A 17,713-nucleotide genomic window follows, 5' to 3' on the forward strand; every position below is an offset into this window, starting at 1 on the left:
CCGGTTCGTTTATGGAAACCACATGAATATTCTGATCGTTGGGCCCAGTTGGGTCGGTGACATGGTGATGGCGCAGACACTGTTTCAGTGTCTCAAGCAGCGCCACCCGCAGTGCGAAATCGACGTGCTGGCCCCCGAGTGGAGCCGGCCGATCCTCGAACGCATGCCCGAAGTGCGCAAGGCCTTGAGCTTCCCGCTCGGCCACGGCGCGCTGGAGCTGGCGACCCGTCGGCGGATCGGCAAATCCCTGGCCGGCCAGTACGACCAGGCGATCCTGTTGCCGAACTCGCTGAAGTCGGCGCTGGTGCCGTTCTTCGCCGGCATCCCGAAACGCACCGGCTGGCGCGGCGAATTCCGCTACGGCCTGCTCAATGACGTGCGCACGCTGGATAAAGAACGTTATCCGCTGATGATCGAGCGTTTCATGGCGCTGGCCTACGAGCCGAACGCCGAGTTGCCGAAACCTTATCCGCGCCCGAGCCTGCAAATCGATCCGGTGACCCGCGAGGCCGCATTGGCCAAGTTCGGTCTGACCCTCGACCGCCCGGTGCTGGTGTTGTGCCCCGGCGCCGAATTCGGTGAAGCCAAACGCTGGCCGTCCGAGCATTACGCCAAGGTCGCCGAGGCGCGTATCCGCGAAGGCTGGCAGGTCTGGCTGTTCGGTTCGAAGAACGATCACGCGGTCGGCGAAGACATTCGCGCGCGGCTGATTCCGGGCCTGCGTGAAGAGTCCGTGAACCTCAGTGGCGGCACCTCGCTGGCCGAGGCCATCGACCTGATGTCCTGCGCCGATTCGGTGGTCTCCAACGATTCCGGCCTGATGCACGTGGCCGCTGCGCTGAATCGCCCGTTGGTGGCGGTCTACGGTTCGACCTCGCCGGGTTTCACCCCGCCGTTGGCCGAGCACGTGGAAATCGTCCGTCTGGGCCTCGATTGCAGCCCTTGCTTCGACCGCACCTGCCGTTTCGGCCATTACAACTGCCTGCGCCAGCTGATGCCGGACGCGGTCAACGATGCCTTGCAGCGTTTGCAGGGCTCTGTGGTCGAGGTTCATTAACTTGCGGGTATTGCTGATCAAGACTTCATCGCTGGGCGACGTGATTCACGCGTTGCCGGCGCTGACCGACGCCGCCCGGGCGATTCCCGGGATCAAGTTCGACTGGGTGGTGGAAGAAGGCTTCGCCGAGATTCCGACCTGGCACCCGGCCGTAGGCAAAGTGATTCCGGTGGCGATCCGCCGCTGGCGCAAGAACATCTGGAAAACCATCACCAGCGGCGAGTGGAAACGCTTCAAGCAATCCGTTCGGGCGAACAAATATGACCTGGTGATCGACGCTCAAGGCCTGCTGAAAAGCGCCTGGCTGACCCGCTACGTCAAAGCGCCGGTGGCCGGTCTTGACAAGGGCTCGGCCCGCGAGCCGATCGCCGCGCGCTTTTATGACCGCAAACTGGCGGTGGCCCGTGGGCAGCACGCTGTCGAGCGTGTGCGCCAGTTGTTCGCTATCGCCTTGGGCTATGACTTGCCCAAAGGTCTGGGCGATTACGGCCTCAATGTCGAGCGTCTGGTCGAGTTGCCGCGCAAGAATGCCTACGTGGTGTTCCTCCACGGCACCACTTGGGACACCAAACACTGGCCGGAAGCCTACTGGCGCGAGCTGACCGAGCGGGTCGGTTACCTCGGCGTCGGGATCAAGCTGCCGTGGGGCAACCCGCTGGAGAAGGCCCGGGCCGAGCGCATCGCCGCCGGTTTCAAGCACGCCGAAGTGCTGCCGAAGCTGAACCTGGCCGGGGTCGGCAAGGTGCTCGCCGGCGCCCAGGCCTGCGTCGCGGTGGACACCGGTCTCGGCCATCTGGCTGCGGCACTGGATGTGCCGACGATTTCCCTGTTCGGCCCGACCAATCCGGGCCTGACCGGCGCCTACGGCAAGCTGCAGATTCACCTCGGCAGCGATTTCCCGTGCGCGCCGTGCCTGCAAAAGAAATGTACCTATCAACCGACCGCGCAGGATGCCCGTCAGTTTGACCTGAAACGCGAGTGGCCCCTGTGCTTCACGCGTCTGAATCCCGAGCGTGTTGCCAGCCGACTGAGCACGTTGTTGATGGCTGAGGAGCTGCGCTGATGCAATTGGCTTTTGTCCTGTACAAATATTTCCCGTTCGGCGGTTTGCAGCGCGACTTCATGCGCATCGCCCTCGAATGCCAGAAGCGCGGGCACCAGATCCGCGTCTACACCCTGATCTGGGAAGGCGACGTGCCGCCCGGTTTCGAAGTGCTGGTGGCGCCGGTCAAGGCGTTCTTCAATCACCGGCGCAACGAAAAGCTCAGCGCGTGGATGGAAGCGGACCTGGCCAGGCGCCCGGTGGATCGCCTGATCGGCTTCAACAAGATGCCGGGGCTGGACGTCTACTACGCCGCCGACGGCTGCTTCGAAGACAAGGCGCAGAACCTGCGCAATTCGCTGTACCGCCGCTGGGGCCGCTACCGCCACTTCGCCGAGTACGAGCGCGCAGTGTTCGCCAAAGACTCGAAGACCGAAGTGCTGATGATTTCCGAAGTGCAGCAGCCGCTGTTCATCAAGTATTACGACACGCCACTTGAGCGCTTCCACCTGCTGCCGCCTGGCATCGCCCAGGATCGCCGCCGTCCGGCGGATGCCGACCAGATTCGCGCCGGTTTCCGCGCCGAATTCAATCTGAAGGACGACGAACTGCTGCTGGTGCAGATCGGTTCCGGGTTCAAGACCAAGGGCGTCGATCGCAGCCTGAAAGCGCTGGCCGCATTGCCTGCCGAGCTGAAGAAACGCACCCGGCTGTTTGTAATCGGCCAGGATGACCCCAAATTGTTCCAGATGCAGAGTGCGACGCTGGGCCTGGGCGACAACGTGACGTTCCTCAAGGGGCGCAGTGATATCCCGCGTTTCCTGCTCGGCGCCGATCTGCTGATCCACCCGGCGTACAACGAAAACACCGGCACGGTGCTGCTTGAGGCGCTGGTCGCCGGGTTGCCGGTGCTGGTCAGCGCGGTCTGCGGTTACGCCCATTACATCGCCGAGGCCGACGCCGGGCGAGTGCTGGACGAGCCGTTCGATCAGGCGCAACTGACGCAATACCTGACTGACATGTTGAACGACGACGCTGCACGGGCGGCCTGGAGCCGCAACGGTCTGGCCTTCGCCGAGACGGCCGACCTCTACAGCATGCCGCAGCACGCGGCCGATGTGATTCTGGCGGAGCACGCTTAAATGAAGTTGATGCTGGCTGAACCGTTCAAGAGCCTGTGGGCCGGACGCGATCCGTTCGCCGAGGTCGAGGGCTTGCAGGGCGAGGTGTACCGCGAGCTGGAAGCCCGCCGGACGTTACGCACGGAAGTCGACGGCAATGGCTTTTTCGTCAAGATCCACCGGGGCATCGGTTGGGGCGAGATCTTCAAGAACCTGCTGACCGCCAAGCTGCCGGTGCTCGGTGCGGGTCAGGAATGGAAGGCAATCCAGCGTCTGCAGGAAGTCGGCGTGCCGACCATGACCGCCGTCGCGTACGGCGAGAAGGGCAGCAACCCGGCGGATCAGCATTCGTTCATCGTCACCGAAGAGCTGGCGCCGACCATCAGTCTCGAAGACTTCAGCATCGACTGGGTCAAGCAACCGCCGCAGCCGAAACTCAAGCGGGCGCTGATCGCCGAGGTCGCGCGCATGACCGGCATGATGCACCGCGCCGGGGTCAACCACCGCGACTGCTACATCTGCCACTTCCTGCTGCATACCGACAAACCGGTGACCCCGGAGGATTTCAAACTCTCGGTGATCGATCTGCACCGCGCCCAGACCCGCCCGGCGATCACCCAGCGCTGGCGCAACAAGGATCTGGCGGCGCTGTACTTTTCCGCGCTGGATATCGGCCTGACCCGCCGCGACAAGCTGCGTTTCCTCAAAGGCTACTTCCAGCAACCGCTGCGCCAGATCCTGGCCGAAGAAGCGCCGTTGCTGAGCTGGCTCGAAGGCAAGGCCAACAAACTCTATGCGCGCAAACAGCGTTACGGGGATGCGCTCTGATGGCGGGTTGGAATCTGGAGCCTGAGTACAGTGAACTTGCGCAGCATTTCGGTAGCCTCGAAGCGGTATTTGCCCTTCAGGGCGAGCGCCTGACTCGCGATCCATTGTCCGAAGTCATTCGCGTGCAGCTCAATGGCGTCAACTATTACGTCAAGCGCTACAGCGGTGCCGGCAAGGGTCTGCGGCGTTATCTGGGCAAACCCCGGGTGAAGATGGAATGGCAGAACCTCAAGCGCTTCGCCAAGTGGGGCATTCCCACCGCCGAAGTGGTGGCGTGGGGCCTGGAGCGCAACGGCATGGCCTACGATCGCGGGGCGATGATTACCCGGGAACTGCCGCGCACCGAAGACCTGTCGGCACTGGCCGAGCGCAACGATCCCAAGCTCAAGGATCGTGCCTGGGTCGACGGCGTCAGCCGGCAACTGGCCGGTTACACGCGTGTCATGCACGACCACCGCTTCACTCATAACGATCTGAAGTGGCGCAACCTGCTGATCGACGATCAGGCGCAGCTGTTTCTGATCGATTGCCCGAACGGCGATTTCTGGCGCGGCTTCTGGCTCAAGTACCGGATCACCAAGGATCTGGCCTGTCTCGACAAGGTAGCCAAGTATCACCTGTCGAACACCCAGCGCCTGCGCTTTTACCTGCAATATCGCCGACGTGAACGGCTCAATGCCGCCGACAAGCAACGGATTCGCCACGTGGTGAGATTTTTCGAGGGACGCGAATGACTGATTTTCTGGCCGCTGAAGATCGTGCGCTGCTGGAGCGCCACGGTCTCGGCACGTTCGATGCGCTGTGGTCCAAGCAACTCGACGCCGTGGATGAGCCCAACACCGATGGCGGCGGCTGGAGCAGCGTGTTTCGTCTGGAGCTGGAAGGGCATGGCTATTACCTCAAGCGCCAGTGCAATTACCTGACTCGCACCTTGCACGCGCCATTCGGCGAGCCGACCTTCGCCCGGGAATTTCGCAATATCAGTCGTTACAACAAGCTGGGCATTCCGGCGTTGCAGGCGGCGTTCTTCGGTGAGCGCAAGGTCAACGGTGAAGTCCGTGCGATCCTGCTGACCCGCGCGCTGGAGGGCTGGGATGATCTCGATTCGCTGTTGCAGCGCTGGTCGGATCTCGATGCCGCGCAGCAGTCGGCGATTCTCAAGGCTTGCGGCCTGTTGGCGCGTCATCTGCACGGTATGCGTCAGGTGCACGGCTGCTTTTATCCAAAACACATTTTCCTGCGCGCCGAGAGCGATGGCTATCAGGCGCAGTTGATCGACCTGGAAAAGACCCGCCCGTTGCTGTTCGGCATGCGTGACCGGGTCAAGGATCTGGAACCGCTGCTGCGCCGTGCGCCGGAGTGGAGCGAGGCGCAATTGCGTGAGCTGCTGGCGGCGTATCTCGATCAATCGACGGACAGTTCGCTGGTCGACAGCTGGATCACGCGGCTGACCGCGCGGCGCAGTCGCAAGGAGACCCGCTGATGCAGTTGTCCGACTTGAAAAATGCCGGGCGCACGCCGAGTCTGCCGTTGACGGTTTCGCTCGCGGATGCGGCGGGCGTTGCCGATTTGCAGTTGCTCAGTCTGCTGCGGGTGTTGCCGGGGCAGCGTTACGTCGGTGCCGGTGTGTGGCGCGGGCGTCCGGTGCTGGCCAAATTGCTGGTCGGTAGCAAGGCAGCGCGGCATTTTCAGCGTGAGCTGGAGGGCGTGAAACTGCTCGCCGCCCAGGGCATGACCACGCCGTTGTTGCTGGCCGACGGCCTGAAGGACGGCGAGGGTGGCTGGCTGCTGTTCGAGCTCCTCGAAGGCGCCGAAAGCCTCGGCGATGCCTGGAACAAGGTCGAATCCTTGCCGGTGCTGGCCGACGAACAATCGACGGTGCTGGCCGAAGCGCTTGGCGCCATCGGTCAATTGCACGGCAAAGGCCTGTGGCAGGAAGACCTGCACCTGGACAACCTGCTGCGCCACGGCGGTCAGCTGTATCTGATCGATGGCGCAGGTATCTGTGCGGAAAACGCCGGCCAGCCGTTGTCCCGGCAGAAAGTGTTGGAAAACCTCGGAGTGTTCTTCGCCCAGTTGCCCAAGTCGCTCGAGCCGTTCACTGAAGAACTGCTGGTGTATTACCTGCTGAGCAACAGCGAACACGCGCTGCCGCTGGAAGCCTTGCAAAAGCAGATCGACAAGGTGCGCGCCTGGCGCTTGAAGGATTACCTGATCAAGGTCGGTCGTGAGTGCACGCTGTTCAGCGTCAAGCGCGGCGCGTTCGGTCTGCGCTCGATTCGTCGTGAGGAAGAGCCCGCGATGTTGCCGGTGCTGGAGCAGGCCGATGCCTTGCTCGATCAGGGCCATCTGTACAAGACCGGCGGCGCGGCCAGTGTCGGCAAGGTCGAGGTTGCCGGGCGTCCTCTGGTGATCAAGCGTTACAACATCAAGAATTTTGCCCATTGGCTCAAGCGCTTCTGGCGTCCAAGCCGCGCCTGGCATTCCTGGCGCGAAGGCAATCGTCTGGCCTTCCTCGGCATCGCCACGCCAAAACCGTTGGCGGTGCTGGAAACCCGTTTTCTCTGGCTGCGCAGCAAGGCCTATCTGATCACCGAACATCTGGCCGGGCCGGACATCATCGAGCGCTTTGCGCCGTACGTTGAAAGCGGTGCGGCGCCGGAAAGCGAGTTGCAGGCGCTGGATCAGCTGTTTGCGCGGTTGATCGCCGAACGCATCAGCCATGGCGACTTCAAGGGGCATAACCTGTTCTGGCAGGAAGATCGCTGGGCGCTGATAGATCTGGATTCGATGTGTCAGCACGGCTCGTTGGGCAGCTTCGCTCCGGCCTATGCCCGGGATCGTGCGCGCTTCATGCGCAACTGGCCTGAGAGCAGCGCGCTGTATCAGGTGATTGATCAGCGGTTGCCCAAAGATGTAGCGGGCACCGCGTGATTGTTTTCGCCAGCGCGTAAGACATTTCTGCAGTTGGATCCGGGTGAGGCATGTGGCGACAAATCCTTGTGACTTGTCCTACGGCCTTCCCGGAACCCATGAACTGCCCCTCGCAAAACCCCGATGCTAGTTTGCCCCGACGTTCCCGGAGGGCAAATCTTGAGCATCAAAAACGCTATCACTATCGGCGCATTTTCCCTGGCACTGTCCGGCTGCGGCACCGCCGTTACGGTGCTGCAGGACGATGAAGACGCCACGCGCGGCCTGCGTAAGCAGAAGACCTACTGTCAGTCGATTCCGCGTATCTACAGCGGACTCGCCCACGATTTCTGCCTGCTGCACGCGCCGCCCGATCCTACCGGCATTCTGGTGCCGGTCGTCCTGCTCGATCTGACCCTGTCCGGTGTGTTCGATACGGCTTTTCTGCCGTACACGATCTATCGCCAGACGGTGGACGGGAATATCAGTGTTTATTGGCGACCAGGCCGTGGATAGGCCGATGGACAAGGGTTCAGTAGGTTGAACGACATGGGGCAATTCGCACAGGGTCATTCCCGCCACGTTTACGCTATAATCCCGCCCTTTAGCTGTCTCTCGCCCGGTGCGAGGGCACATCATTTTTCAAGGCGCATCGCGCCTGAATGCAGACTAAAGAGGCTAGACCCCTGTGGCATTGACGATTCTTGGCCTGTCCGGCGCCCTTAGCCATGATCCTTCCGCAGCCCTGTACATCGACGGCAAGCTGGTCGCGGCGGCTGAGGAAGAGCGCTTCGTACGCGATAAACATGCAAAGAACCGCATGCCCTACGAATCGGCGAAGTTCTGCCTGGAGCAGGCAGGCATCAAACCGTCCGACGTTGACGTGGTCGCGATTCCGTTCGCCCCGATCAGCATTTTCGGCAAGGCTCGCTGGCAGTACGCCAAGCGTTACTGGTACGCCCCGGACCGCGCACTCGACGCTATCCTGATGGGCAACCGTCGCTACAAGCGCTATCGCAACAAGATCGTCTGGTGCCTGGAGCAACTGGGCTTCGATCCGAAGAAAATCAAGATCGAACCGGTTGAACACCACCTGGCCCACGCCTCCAGCGCCTACCACTGCTCGGGTTTCAAAGAGAAAACCGCGATCCTCGGCATCGACGGCAAGGGCGAGTACGCCACGACCTTCTTCGGTTATGGCGAAAACGGCAAGATCCACAAGATCAAGGAATTCTTCGATCCGGACTCCCTCGGCGGCCTGTACGGCGCGATCACCGAGTTCCTCGGTTTCGACATGCTCGACGGTGAGTTCAAGGTCATGGGCATGGCGCCGTACGGCGACGCCAGCAAATACGATTTCTCGCGCCTGGCTTCGTTCGAAAACGGCGAGCTGGTGATCAACACCGACTACGCCAACGTGATCGGCTTGCGTCGCTATAAAGAGAAGGGCAAGGGTTACTACTTCTCGCCGAAGCTGATCGAGTGGCTGGGTCCGAAGCGCGAAGGCGACATCGCCGACGAGCCGTACATCCACTACGCCGCCAGCATCCAGGCACTGTTCGAAAAAATCGCGCTGCAGATGATCGACTACTACCTGGGCGACGTGCTCAAGGAAACCGGCAAGCTGGCCTACGCCGGCGGCTGTGCGTTGAACGTCAAGCTCAACCAGAAAATCATCGCCCGCGACGACGTCAAGGAACTGTTCGTACAGCCTGCCTCCGGCGATGCCGGCACTGCAGTCGGCGCAGCGGCCTATGTGTCCAACGCCCGTGGCGTGCCGGTCGAGAAGATGGAACACGTCTACCTCGGCCCGTCGTACAGCAATGAAGACGTGATCGCCGCGTGCGCCCGTCACGAGAACAAGCCGACCTGGCGCAAGCTCGACAACATGCCGGAGCAGATCGCCAAAATCATGGTCGATGGCAACCCGGTGGCCTGGTTCCAGGGCCGCATGGAGTTCGGTCCGCGCGCACTGGGTGGTCGTTCGATCATCGGTTGCCCGAGCGTGGCTGGCGTGGCTGACCGCATCAACCACCAGATCAAGTTCCGCGAGCGCTGGAGGCCTTTCTGCCCGTCGATGCTCGACACCGTTGCGCCACAGATGATCAAGATCGATCACCCGGCGCCGTTCATGACCTTCACCTTCGAAGTGGCTGAAGAGTGGAAGACACGCGTGCCGGAAGTCGTCCACGAAGACGGTACTTCCCGGGCCCAGGTGCTCAAGCGCGAATACAACCCGCGCTACTACGACATGATGAAGGCGCTGGAAGTGCTGACCGGCAACGGCGTGTCCCTGAACACTTCGCTCAACCGCCGTGGTGAACCGATGATCTGCTCGCCGACCGACGCCCTGAACATGTTCTTCGGCTCGGATCTGCAATACCTGATCATGGAAGACATCCTGGTGGTCAAAGAAGGCGCAAACGCTTATGACACGCTCGGCTGAACGCCATGTGCTGCAGTTCTGTCACGGCTATGACGGGCCGTTCCTCGACTGCGCACGGCAATACGCCAGCCTGTTTGCGGGCACCGGTTATCGGGTCACCACGGTCTTTCTGACCGGGGCCGCCGATAGCGAGGTGGCCGCAGCCTGCGCCTCCGATGAAGTGTTGTTCATGGAATACAGCTCCAAGGCCATTCGTGGCCTGAAGCTGGGCGCCATCGGCGATCTGCGCAAGATCGCCGCTTCACGCAATTTCAGTTTCTGCATCGCCCATCGCTTCAAGCCGATCTACATCGCCTTGCTCGGCACTTCGCTGCCGGTGATTGGCGTGCATCACGCGTTTGGCGATTACAAACGCGGCTCGCGCAAACTCTTTGCGCAGATTTTCCGCAAGCGTCTGAGCCTGCTCGGCGTGTCCGATGCAGTGCGCGACGACATGCGCCGTTGCCTGCCGAAATGGCCGGCGGCGCGCATCCACACCCTCTACAACCGCATCGATGTCTCGGCGTTGCAGATGAGTCAGGTGTCGGCCCGTGAAGCCCGCGAGACCCTCGGTCTGTCAGCGGATGCGTTCATTGTCGGCAACGTCGGTCGTCTGCACCCGGACAAGGATCAGGCCACGCTGCTGCACGGTTTTGCTGCGGCATTGCCCGGTCTGCCGGCCAACAGCCAACTGGTGATTCTCGGCAAAGGGCGTCTGGAACAAGACCTCAAGGAACTGGCCCGTGAACTGGGCATCGGTGATCGCGTGTTGTTCCTCGGCCAGGTGCCGGACGCGCGCAATTATTTCCGCGCATTCGATGTGTTTGCCTTGAGCTCCGACCACGAACCGTTTGGCATGGTGCTGCTGGAGGCCATGGCCGCCGGCGTGCCGTTGCTGGCCACGGCGTGTGGCGGGGCGAAGGAAGTGGTCGAAGGCGTGGGCATTCTGTTCCCGCTGGGTGACGCCGAGCATCTGGCCCAGGGTCTGAAACATCTGGCCGGCATGGACGAGCAGCAGCGTCGTCAATGCGCCGAAATGATGGTCGATCGTCTGCGCGAGCGCTTCTCCGACCGAGCTGTACGCGACACCTTCTGGCATTTGCCGCAAGTTACCGATCTGGCACCGAGGGGCTGATGCTCAACCGATTTCAAGGCTGGCGCGAACGTGGCTGGTCGCCCGTTGACGCCTCAACTTATGCACAGGCCTGGCAGCGTTTCGGCGGCAGCGTCGCGACTCATCCCATGGTGGTCGAGCGTCTGGCGGATCTGGCCGGCATCCCGGTGCGTTATCTGGCCTGGGAGCAGCGGGGCGACGTCAAAGCCGCGATCCCGACCTGGGGCCGCGACTTGGCCTTGTCCAAGGACGTGCTCAAGCGCAGCGGCAAGAAAGGCTTGTTCGACCTCGGCAACGCCGAGCTGATCCTGCCGGCCGCCGTCGATGCCCAGGCCCCGCTGCGCCATCGCGGACGCTACTTGTCGGCGCTCAACGAAAACCGCTTCAGCGGCCTCAAGTTGCAGACCGAACAACTGGCCATGGCCCGTACCCCCGAAGAACTGTCGAAGAAGTTTCGCTACAACCAGCGCCGTGAACTGCGCCTGCTGGAAGAGGCGGGCGGTGTGGTGCGGCCGGTCAGCGACTTCTCGAGTGCGGAACTGGCAGCAATCTACTGCGACTTGTTTCAGCGTCGCTGGGGTTTTCCGGCCACTGGCGCGGCACGCATGGCCGAAGTCATCGAATTGCTGCGCGAATTGTTGATCGGCTCGGTGATCTTCCTCAACGACGCGCCGATTGCCATTCAACTGGTGTATCGCGTTGAAGCCCCGGAGTGGATCAGCGTCGAATACATCAACGGCGGCGTCGACCCTGAAACCCGCGAATTCAGCCCTGGCAGCGTCCTGAGTTTCCTCAATACGCACAGTGCCTGGGAGCATGCGCGGGCACTGGACAAGCCGCTGCGCTTTTCCTTCGGTCGTGCCGACCGTGAATACAAGGATCGCTGGTGCAATCCTGTGCCGGTCTTCACCGTATGAGTCAGCCCATGAGCCGCAAACAGCAATTGCTCAAGCGCCACCGGCGCAATAAACGCATCGGCCTGTTGATCGCACTGGTCGTGTTGATCGCTCTCGGTGTGCTGGTGGCCTGGTGGTTGCCGCTGGTGCTGGCATTGGTTGGCTGGATCGCCCACGAAGCGTGGTTCGCCGATCACCTGTTCTATTCGCCGAAAGACGATTACCAATACAGCTTTCCGCCGTTTACCCCGCAGCCAAAAGTGCATTTGAACGGCGAGCAATTGCGCCTCGACGAAGGCGTGATGCTGATGGACGACGCTACGCTGATCCTCGCGGTGAAGGTCAAAAGCAGCTTTCTGGGACGCTTCTTCGATCCTCGGGTCGAGTTGGCCGGGGGCACCCATCCCGATGCGCAGACGTTCGAACGTGGCGTCAACGGTCTGCGTTATCTGAACCTCAGCGGGCAGGCGCAGGCCTTGTCGCAAGGCCAGTTGCGTCTGCGCGGGCGCTTTTGCCGGGTCTCCGGCGAGCCGGTGCTGTGGGCACTGGAGCAGCCGGACTACCGCCAGCAGCGGGTGATGGTCATCGCCCCTCACGCCGACGATGCCGAACTCGCCGCCTACGGTCTGTACAGCCAGGCCAGTGAAGCCTGGATCGTGACGCTGACCGCCGGCGAGATCGAAGCCGAACATTATCAACAGATGGGCCTGAACAAGGTCGAGGCGGCGCGTCTCAAGGGGCGCTTGCGTGCCTGGGACAGTCTAGCCGTACCGCGTTGGGCCGGCGTGCCGCAGGAGCACTGCGTGCAGCTCGGGTATTTCTGCCTGCAACTGGCGGCGATGCAGGCTGCGCCGAATCAGCCGGTGGGTTCGCGGGAAGCTGATTTGAGTGATACACGGATGTTTCGTCAGCTGAATCCGTTTGCCTTGCCCGGTGATGCCGATGGCGCGCCGACCTGGAACAATCTGCTGGCCGACCTGCGTGACGTGCTGTCCCGCGCGCGCCCGGATGTGATCGTGCTGCCGCATCCGACGCTCGATCCGCATCCCGATCACATCTGCGCCCAGGAAGCCGTGCTGGAAGTCTTGCGTGGTCTTGACTGGCAACCGGTCCTGCTCGGCTACGCCAACCACCTGCACGATAACGATCGCTGGCCGATGGGTGATAGCGGGCAAGGTATCGCCCTGCCGCCGACATTCGACTCGTCGCAACCGATGCAGCCATTGTGCGTGCCGTTGACGCTCTCGCAGCAACGTGACAAAGCCATGGCCTTGGGCATGATGCACGACCTGCAACCACCGGCTCCGTTCAAGCGTCGCCTGCGGCGCGGCCTGCAGCGCCTGCTTGCGGGGCGTGCGGGCTCGCCCTACGGTGAAAACGAATTTTTCCGCAAGGCTGTACGACGCCATGAACTGTTCTGGCGTTTATAGATGGTACGGGCCTGAAGTACGTCCGCTTTCGAGCGGAAAGACCTTCAGGCGTTGCTCTGTTTGCCTGTCGCGGCAAGGAAGACGATGAAAGTTTTATTTCTGGTGCAGAAAGATCAGCGGGCGATTCTGGATCGCTTGTACGAAGGTGTTGCGGCACATTGCGAGTGCGATCTGCGGTGGCTGAGCAGCGATGAACAGCGCAATCTGCGTCGCTATTTCCGGCGCGAAGTCGACGTTACGCAATATGACCGCATCGTGTTTTTCCTTCGTTTCAAGCAGGAAATCCGTCAGGTCGGATTTATCCGCACGATCCCCAATCTGGTGATTCTGGAACACGATGCCTACCAGAATTACATTCCGTGCAAATACACCGGCAAGTTCAGCGCGCATTACCGCCGCTTGCCGTGGGCGCGGGTGATCAGCTCCGGCTTCGTGGTCACCGAGCGCCTTCGTCAGGAGGGCTTCGACGCCGTCTTCGTGCCCAAGGGCTACGACCAGTCACAACTTGAAGATCAGGGGCGCGAGCGGGATATCGAGCTGGCTTTCGTGGGTAGCACCAACAGTGTTGCCTACAGCGGTCGCAAAGCCTTGCTCGACGAGTTGGGGCGCGTCGAGCCTCTGGTGGTTACCCGCACGAAGTCCGGAGAGGAATACCGCGACACGCTCAACCGGATCCGCTTTTTTGTCAGCGCCGACGTTGGCATGGGCGAATTCATGATCAAGAATTTCGAAGCGATGGCCTGCGGTTGTGTATTGCTGGCGTTTGATCAGGGGGCAGAGGAAAGTCAGGCCCTGGGGTTGAAGGACATGCACAACGTGGTGTTCTACAAGGACATCGCACAGCTTCAGGAGAAGCTGGCCGTATTGCGCAGCGATCCGGAACTGGCGCCGCGAATTGCGCGCAACGGTCGCGAGCTCGCGGTCAGTCAGTTCAGCTTTGCACGAATCGGCCAACGTATCGTCGAGGAACTTAAGCCAGAACTGCGGGCTCGTGCGCCGCTGAGCCTTCTGGAAAAGGTGCGTCTGAAGCTGGGCATTTGACAAGCACTACCCGGCAATCGATATTGCTGGCGACTTTTACCTAATTGAGATTCCGGTGCAATTTACTCAAGAAAGTGACATCACCCTGGTGGTCACCAGCTGTGGTCGAATGGATCTGCTCAAGATAACGCTTGAGAGCTTCGACCGGTTCAATACCGCTCCCATCCGTGAAGTGTTCATCACGGAGGATGCGGGGGATGAAGGTGTGCACGCTGTGATTCCTGCTCATTGGAAGGAGCATTGCACCGTATTCATCAATCGCCCGAAGCTGGGGCAGCTGGCATCAATCGACTTGGCTTACGCACATGTCACCACACCCTATGTCTTCCATTGCGAAGACGACTGGGAATTCTATCGCCCGGGATTTGTGGAAGACTCCAGGACCATTCTCGACCTGCGCCCGGAAATTCTGCAGGTCTGGCTGCGTAGCTATAATCATGACTTGCGGGTGCACAGTCCTTACATTCGGCTGGAGACGCGGGAGATCGTCGGCGGGGTAGCTTGTTACCCGTTGGTGTCCGACAAGCCTGAGTGGCAGGGCTTTTCGCTGAATCCTGGCTTGCGCCGGATGAAGGAATACCGCTTGTGCGCACCTTTTGCCGGATTCAGTGGGGAGAAGGCGCTGTCCATTCGCTACGCAGACTTGAATCTGACGGCCATGACGCTGGAAGCGGACGCCGTCATGCACACGGGTTTCGGTCTGCATGTGCAAACGGCTGTCGAGCGTCAGCGCAAGGCGCGCCGCAGTCGTCGCGAACAGATAAAGTTCGTATTGTCTTTGCTGTTGGGAGTCTGTATTGGCTGGTTCATCAATTAAATGCACCGCAGCTTTTTTCCAGAAACCCAGGTATTGGCTTCGTTCCCTATGAGTATTCTCAACGTCATGTGGGCCGGGGGTGCTCCGTTTGCCTCAACTCATAAGGTGCATCAACAGATCCTGTCTCAGGCCGCCTCGTCGGAGCCGGTTCAAACCTGGTTGCTTCAAGGCCGCGCCTGCGAAGGTGGGCTGAGCGTTGGCGAAGTGACGGAGTGGGGGCTGTCCTCCGCCCGGTTGAAAGGGCGGCATTTCTGGCGGCTGACGAGGCCCTGGATGCGTTCCAGATTTCACAAAGCCCTCAAAAACAGCCGTGCACGCGTGGTGCTTCTCGATGGCCTTGGCGTAGCACGTACATTGCTGCCTGTCATCGAAGCCATGCCCGACGTTCGTGCGGTGGTGGTCTTTCATGGTTCGACGCGGCTTCATCCTGCGGATCGCGCGCTCTTCAAACGAATTCCCTCCTCGCAACTGACGCTGGTTGCAGTCTCGAACACCCTCGCGGCGTCGTTGTGTCAGGACTTGCAGATTCAGGTCATGACGTTGCGCAGCGCTTTCGATCCTCTGGCGTTTCGTGCCGACCTTCTCCCTCGGGAGCAGGCGCGAGCGCGATTGGGTCTTGCGCTGGACAAACCGGTATTGGGAGCTGTTGGGCGACTGGTCGCGGGCAAGGGGTTTGGTTGCCTGCTCGACGCTTTCGCCGAAGCCTTGCTTCAGCGACCTGATCTGCAGTTGGTGATTCTCGGTGAAGGCACGGGGCGCGCTGTGCTGGAGGCGCGGATCGATGAGTTGCAATTGCGTGGCAAGGTCTTGCTGCCGGGGCATCTGGATGATGCGGCTCAGCTTTACCGGGCATTCGATTGGGTTGCCATGCCGTCGCTGAATGAAGGCCTGGGGCTGATCATGCAGGAAGCCGTCATGGCGGGTGTTCCGGTTTTATCCAGTGAGCTGGAGGTGTTTCGCGAACAGTTGGCCGATACCGGCTGGTATGCCCCCGTTCAGGATGTGGCCGCCTGGCGTGACGCGATCCTGAGGGCGTTCAGCGCATCGGCCGAAACAGTCGCCGCCGAGCAATATCAGGCGCTGGCGCCTGACCAGGCCTGGCTCGATTTCAGCCAGGCTGCCCACGACCTGCTTTCATGAAGGCATTACGGCCTTTTCCAGTGCGTGCATCGGAAAGGTTTCGTTCAGCTTCTCGCGTTCAATATAGCGAGCGAAATGCTGCAGGTTGCGCTTGACCAGATACCGGGGCAACGGCGCCCGCAAAAAACGCAAGTCTGCTACATCGATCAGGCCCATGCAGTTGTCGGGCGTCACCACAATGTTGCCCAGGTGCAGCGAACGAAAATAGATCCCCGATTCATGAAGATTGCGGATCAGACCGGCCAGGTCTGGCAATGCCTGCTGCCACGAAAAACCTTCCTTGCTGGCAATCTGGCGCAAGGTCTCTCCCGGCAATGGCTGGTAGAGCACAGCTGTCATGCCAGGAGCTTGCAGTTTATAAAGCTGCAGGACCTGAAGGGTTGGAACGCCCAGTTTTTGCAGTCCGACGGCGTTATCGATGAAGCGTTTCGAGTAGGGGCGCCACAGTGCGGATGAAAAAAACCGTTTGCGGCGGAACAGTTTCAGAATATTCCCATCCTGCAACAGGTAGACTTTCGGCCCGTAGCTATCGGCCTCCAGGATTCTGGCACCGTCAATCATTTGATTCAAAGTGGCCTCTGGCAGCCGGGAAAATTGCATCGTGAAAAGCCTTGTGGAAAGAACGGGGCGCTGTGGCGGGCAATGATGCCGAAAAGTTTCAGCTTTAACCATGCCGGGCTGGGTGGGTGAACTCTATCAGGAGCAGTTTGATGCAAGAAACACGTTGGGCGAAAGCATGGATGTCGACAGGTCTGTTGTGGTTTCTGTTAGCCATTGCCATTGCGCCTACCAACAAAGCCTATCAGCAAGGCCTGGTCGTATTGCTCTGGATACCTGCGCTGGTCTTTTCCTGGTCTGCACGGGCCCGGCTCAGGGAGATGTTTCATGAACAGCGCTGGATCTGGCTGCCGATGCTCGGGCTTCTGGCCTGGTCTTTGATCAGTCTTTCATGGACGAACGCCGCGGACAGCGGGCGCGAGGCCAAGCGGTTGCTGTATATCGTGGTTTTTCTTCTGTTCTTTCCGGTTTTCGCCAATGGCAGACCCGACCGTGTGATTCGCATCATGCAATGGGGTGGCATCGGGCTGGCGGCCACGGCAATCGCGGCTATCGTCAAATTCTACCTTCTCGATGGCAATGTCCTGATGGCGCGCGTGGAAGGCCTGGGCGAGCTGGCCCACCCGATCCTCGGGGGCTATGTCATCGGCCTGGCGGCGGTATGGCTTGTTCTGTGGCCACCACAAACCGGGCGGATGCAGATTGTCTGGGTCATCGCGATGACGTTTCTGGGCATGTTCGTACTGCTCAGCCAGAGTCGCGGCGCCGCATTGGCATTGTTTCTCACGCTGCTTGCCATGCCGATCTGGTGCGGTGACCGCCGCAGCCGTGCAATTGCGGCGTGCGCGTTGGTTGTCGCCATGCTGGCTTTCGTGTTGTTCGAGCCGTTGGTCATGGCGCGCGGCGTTTCCTACCGGCCGCAGATTCTGATGGCCTGCCTGCAAATGATCGCCGAGCACCCCCTGCGTGGGCTGGGTCTTGGTGGCGACTACAAAGTGTTTGCTTCGGGCATGTATTTTGACCATGCCCATAATCTGTTCACCCATGTCGCTATCGAGCTGGGCCTGCCAGGCTTGCTGTTGTGGTGTGCAATCTGGATTGCCGTCTTGTGCCAGGCATGGAAAGCCCGGGAAACCCTCTACGGGCGGGGCATCATTGGCATTTGGCTGTTCTCGAGCCTGGCCATGCAATTCGACGCCGCCAGCCTGACCGGAACCCCAAGGGCCGAGTGGTTTGTAAGCTGGTTGCCTATTGGTCTGGCCAGTGTTTTGGTATGGGCTCGGGCCAATCCCGGTGCCTGTGATAAAATTTCGCGTTCTTCCTAATCAGTG

General features: G+C 60.8%; 17 protein-coding genes. 16 read left to right on the forward strand and 1 reads right to left on the reverse strand.

Going from position 1 to position 17,713, the window contains the following annotated elements; translation table 11 throughout:
- Positions 1–22: 22 nt before the first annotated feature.
- The 15 genes from waaF (at position 23) to EIY71_RS09980 (ending at position 15,824) form a co-directional block, all read left to right on the forward strand.
- The gene (gene waaF, locus EIY71_RS09910; RefSeq protein WP_039766536.1) at positions 23–1,057 is read left to right on the forward strand and encodes a lipopolysaccharide heptosyltransferase II; all 1,035 of its coding nucleotides are present in this window, start codon (positions 23–25) and stop codon (positions 1,055–1,057) included.
- Position 1,058: 1 nt separating this feature from the next.
- Entirely contained in the window at positions 1,059–2,120 is a 1,062-nt protein-coding gene (gene waaC, locus EIY71_RS09915; protein ID WP_074689605.1) for a lipopolysaccharide heptosyltransferase I, read from the forward strand.
- Positions 2,120–3,241: a glycosyltransferase family 4 protein gene (locus EIY71_RS09920; protein WP_134021577.1), complete on the forward strand. Its 1,122-nt coding sequence runs from the start codon at positions 2,120–2,122 to the stop codon at positions 3,239–3,241. The genes waaC and EIY71_RS09920 overlap by 1 nt, the downstream gene beginning before the upstream one ends.
- Positions 3,242–4,048 (forward strand): lipopolysaccharide core heptose(I) kinase RfaP, encoded by an 807-nt coding sequence (rfaP, locus tag EIY71_RS09925; RefSeq protein WP_108559264.1) that lies wholly within the window; start codon positions 3,242–3,244, stop codon positions 4,046–4,048.
- Positions 4,048–4,782 (forward strand): lipopolysaccharide kinase InaA family protein, encoded by a 735-nt coding sequence (locus EIY71_RS09930; RefSeq protein WP_085746463.1) that lies wholly within the window; start codon positions 4,048–4,050, stop codon positions 4,780–4,782. The genes rfaP and EIY71_RS09930 overlap by 1 nt, the downstream gene beginning before the upstream one ends.
- A complete protein-coding gene (locus EIY71_RS09935; protein ID WP_102686815.1) occupies positions 4,779–5,531 on the forward strand; it encodes a lipopolysaccharide kinase InaA family protein in 753 nt (250 codons plus the stop codon). The genes EIY71_RS09930 and EIY71_RS09935 overlap by 4 nt, the downstream gene beginning before the upstream one ends.
- Positions 5,531–6,982, forward strand: coding sequence for a lipopolysaccharide kinase InaA family protein (locus EIY71_RS09940; protein WP_134021581.1), 1,452 nt, complete (start codon positions 5,531–5,533; stop codon positions 6,980–6,982). Before EIY71_RS09935 ends, EIY71_RS09940 begins: the two co-directional genes overlap by 1 nt.
- 159 nt (positions 6,983–7,141) lie before the next feature.
- Positions 7,142–7,477, forward strand: coding sequence for a YceK/YidQ family lipoprotein (locus tag EIY71_RS09945; RefSeq protein WP_085746466.1), 336 nt, complete (start codon positions 7,142–7,144; stop codon positions 7,475–7,477).
- Between the two features lie 172 nt (positions 7,478–7,649).
- Entirely contained in the window at positions 7,650–9,407 is a 1,758-nt protein-coding gene (locus EIY71_RS09950; protein WP_007952261.1) for a carbamoyltransferase, read from the forward strand.
- Positions 9,391–10,521, forward strand: coding sequence for a glycosyltransferase (locus tag EIY71_RS09955; protein ID WP_134021583.1), 1,131 nt, complete (start codon positions 9,391–9,393; stop codon positions 10,519–10,521). Before EIY71_RS09950 ends, EIY71_RS09955 begins: the two co-directional genes overlap by 17 nt.
- A complete protein-coding gene (locus EIY71_RS09960) occupies positions 10,521–11,417 on the forward strand; it encodes an antimicrobial resistance protein Mig-14 (protein WP_085746468.1) in 897 nt (298 codons plus the stop codon). Before EIY71_RS09955 ends, EIY71_RS09960 begins: the two co-directional genes overlap by 1 nt.
- A gap of 8 nt (positions 11,418–11,425) precedes the next feature.
- A complete protein-coding gene (locus EIY71_RS09965) occupies positions 11,426–12,826 on the forward strand; it encodes a PIG-L family deacetylase (RefSeq protein ID WP_134021585.1) in 1,401 nt (466 codons plus the stop codon).
- Positions 12,827–12,910: 84 nt separating this feature from the next.
- Complete coding sequence (locus tag EIY71_RS09970; protein ID WP_102686810.1) at positions 12,911–13,867, forward strand: glycosyltransferase; 957 nt, start codon at positions 12,911–12,913, stop codon at positions 13,865–13,867.
- A 55-nt stretch (positions 13,868–13,922) separates the two neighbouring features.
- Positions 13,923–14,684: a hypothetical protein gene (locus EIY71_RS09975; protein WP_085746471.1), complete on the forward strand. Its 762-nt coding sequence runs from the start codon at positions 13,923–13,925 to the stop codon at positions 14,682–14,684.
- A gap of 48 nt (positions 14,685–14,732) precedes the next feature.
- Entirely contained in the window at positions 14,733–15,824 is a 1,092-nt protein-coding gene (locus tag EIY71_RS09980) for a glycosyltransferase (protein WP_129972336.1), read from the forward strand.
- On the opposite strand, the gene EIY71_RS09985 is transcribed toward EIY71_RS09980, so the two are convergent.
- Complete coding sequence (locus tag EIY71_RS09985; RefSeq protein WP_085746473.1) at positions 15,819–16,424, reverse strand: toluene tolerance protein; 606 nt, start codon at positions 16,422–16,424, stop codon at positions 15,819–15,821. The two genes, EIY71_RS09980 and EIY71_RS09985, sit on opposite strands and share 6 nt — an antisense overlap.
- Before the next feature lie 110 nt (positions 16,425–16,534).
- Here EIY71_RS09985 and EIY71_RS09990 point away from each other — a divergent pair, with 110 nt between their 5' ends.
- Complete coding sequence (locus EIY71_RS09990; RefSeq protein ID WP_085746474.1) at positions 16,535–17,707, forward strand: O-antigen ligase; 1,173 nt, start codon at positions 16,535–16,537, stop codon at positions 17,705–17,707.
- The last annotated feature ends 6 nt before the right edge of the window (positions 17,708–17,713 follow it).

This window comes from Pseudomonas sp. CH235, from assembly GCF_004368175.1.
Lineage (GTDB): Bacteria > Pseudomonadota > Gammaproteobacteria > Pseudomonadales > Pseudomonadaceae > Aquipseudomonas > Aquipseudomonas paraglycinae.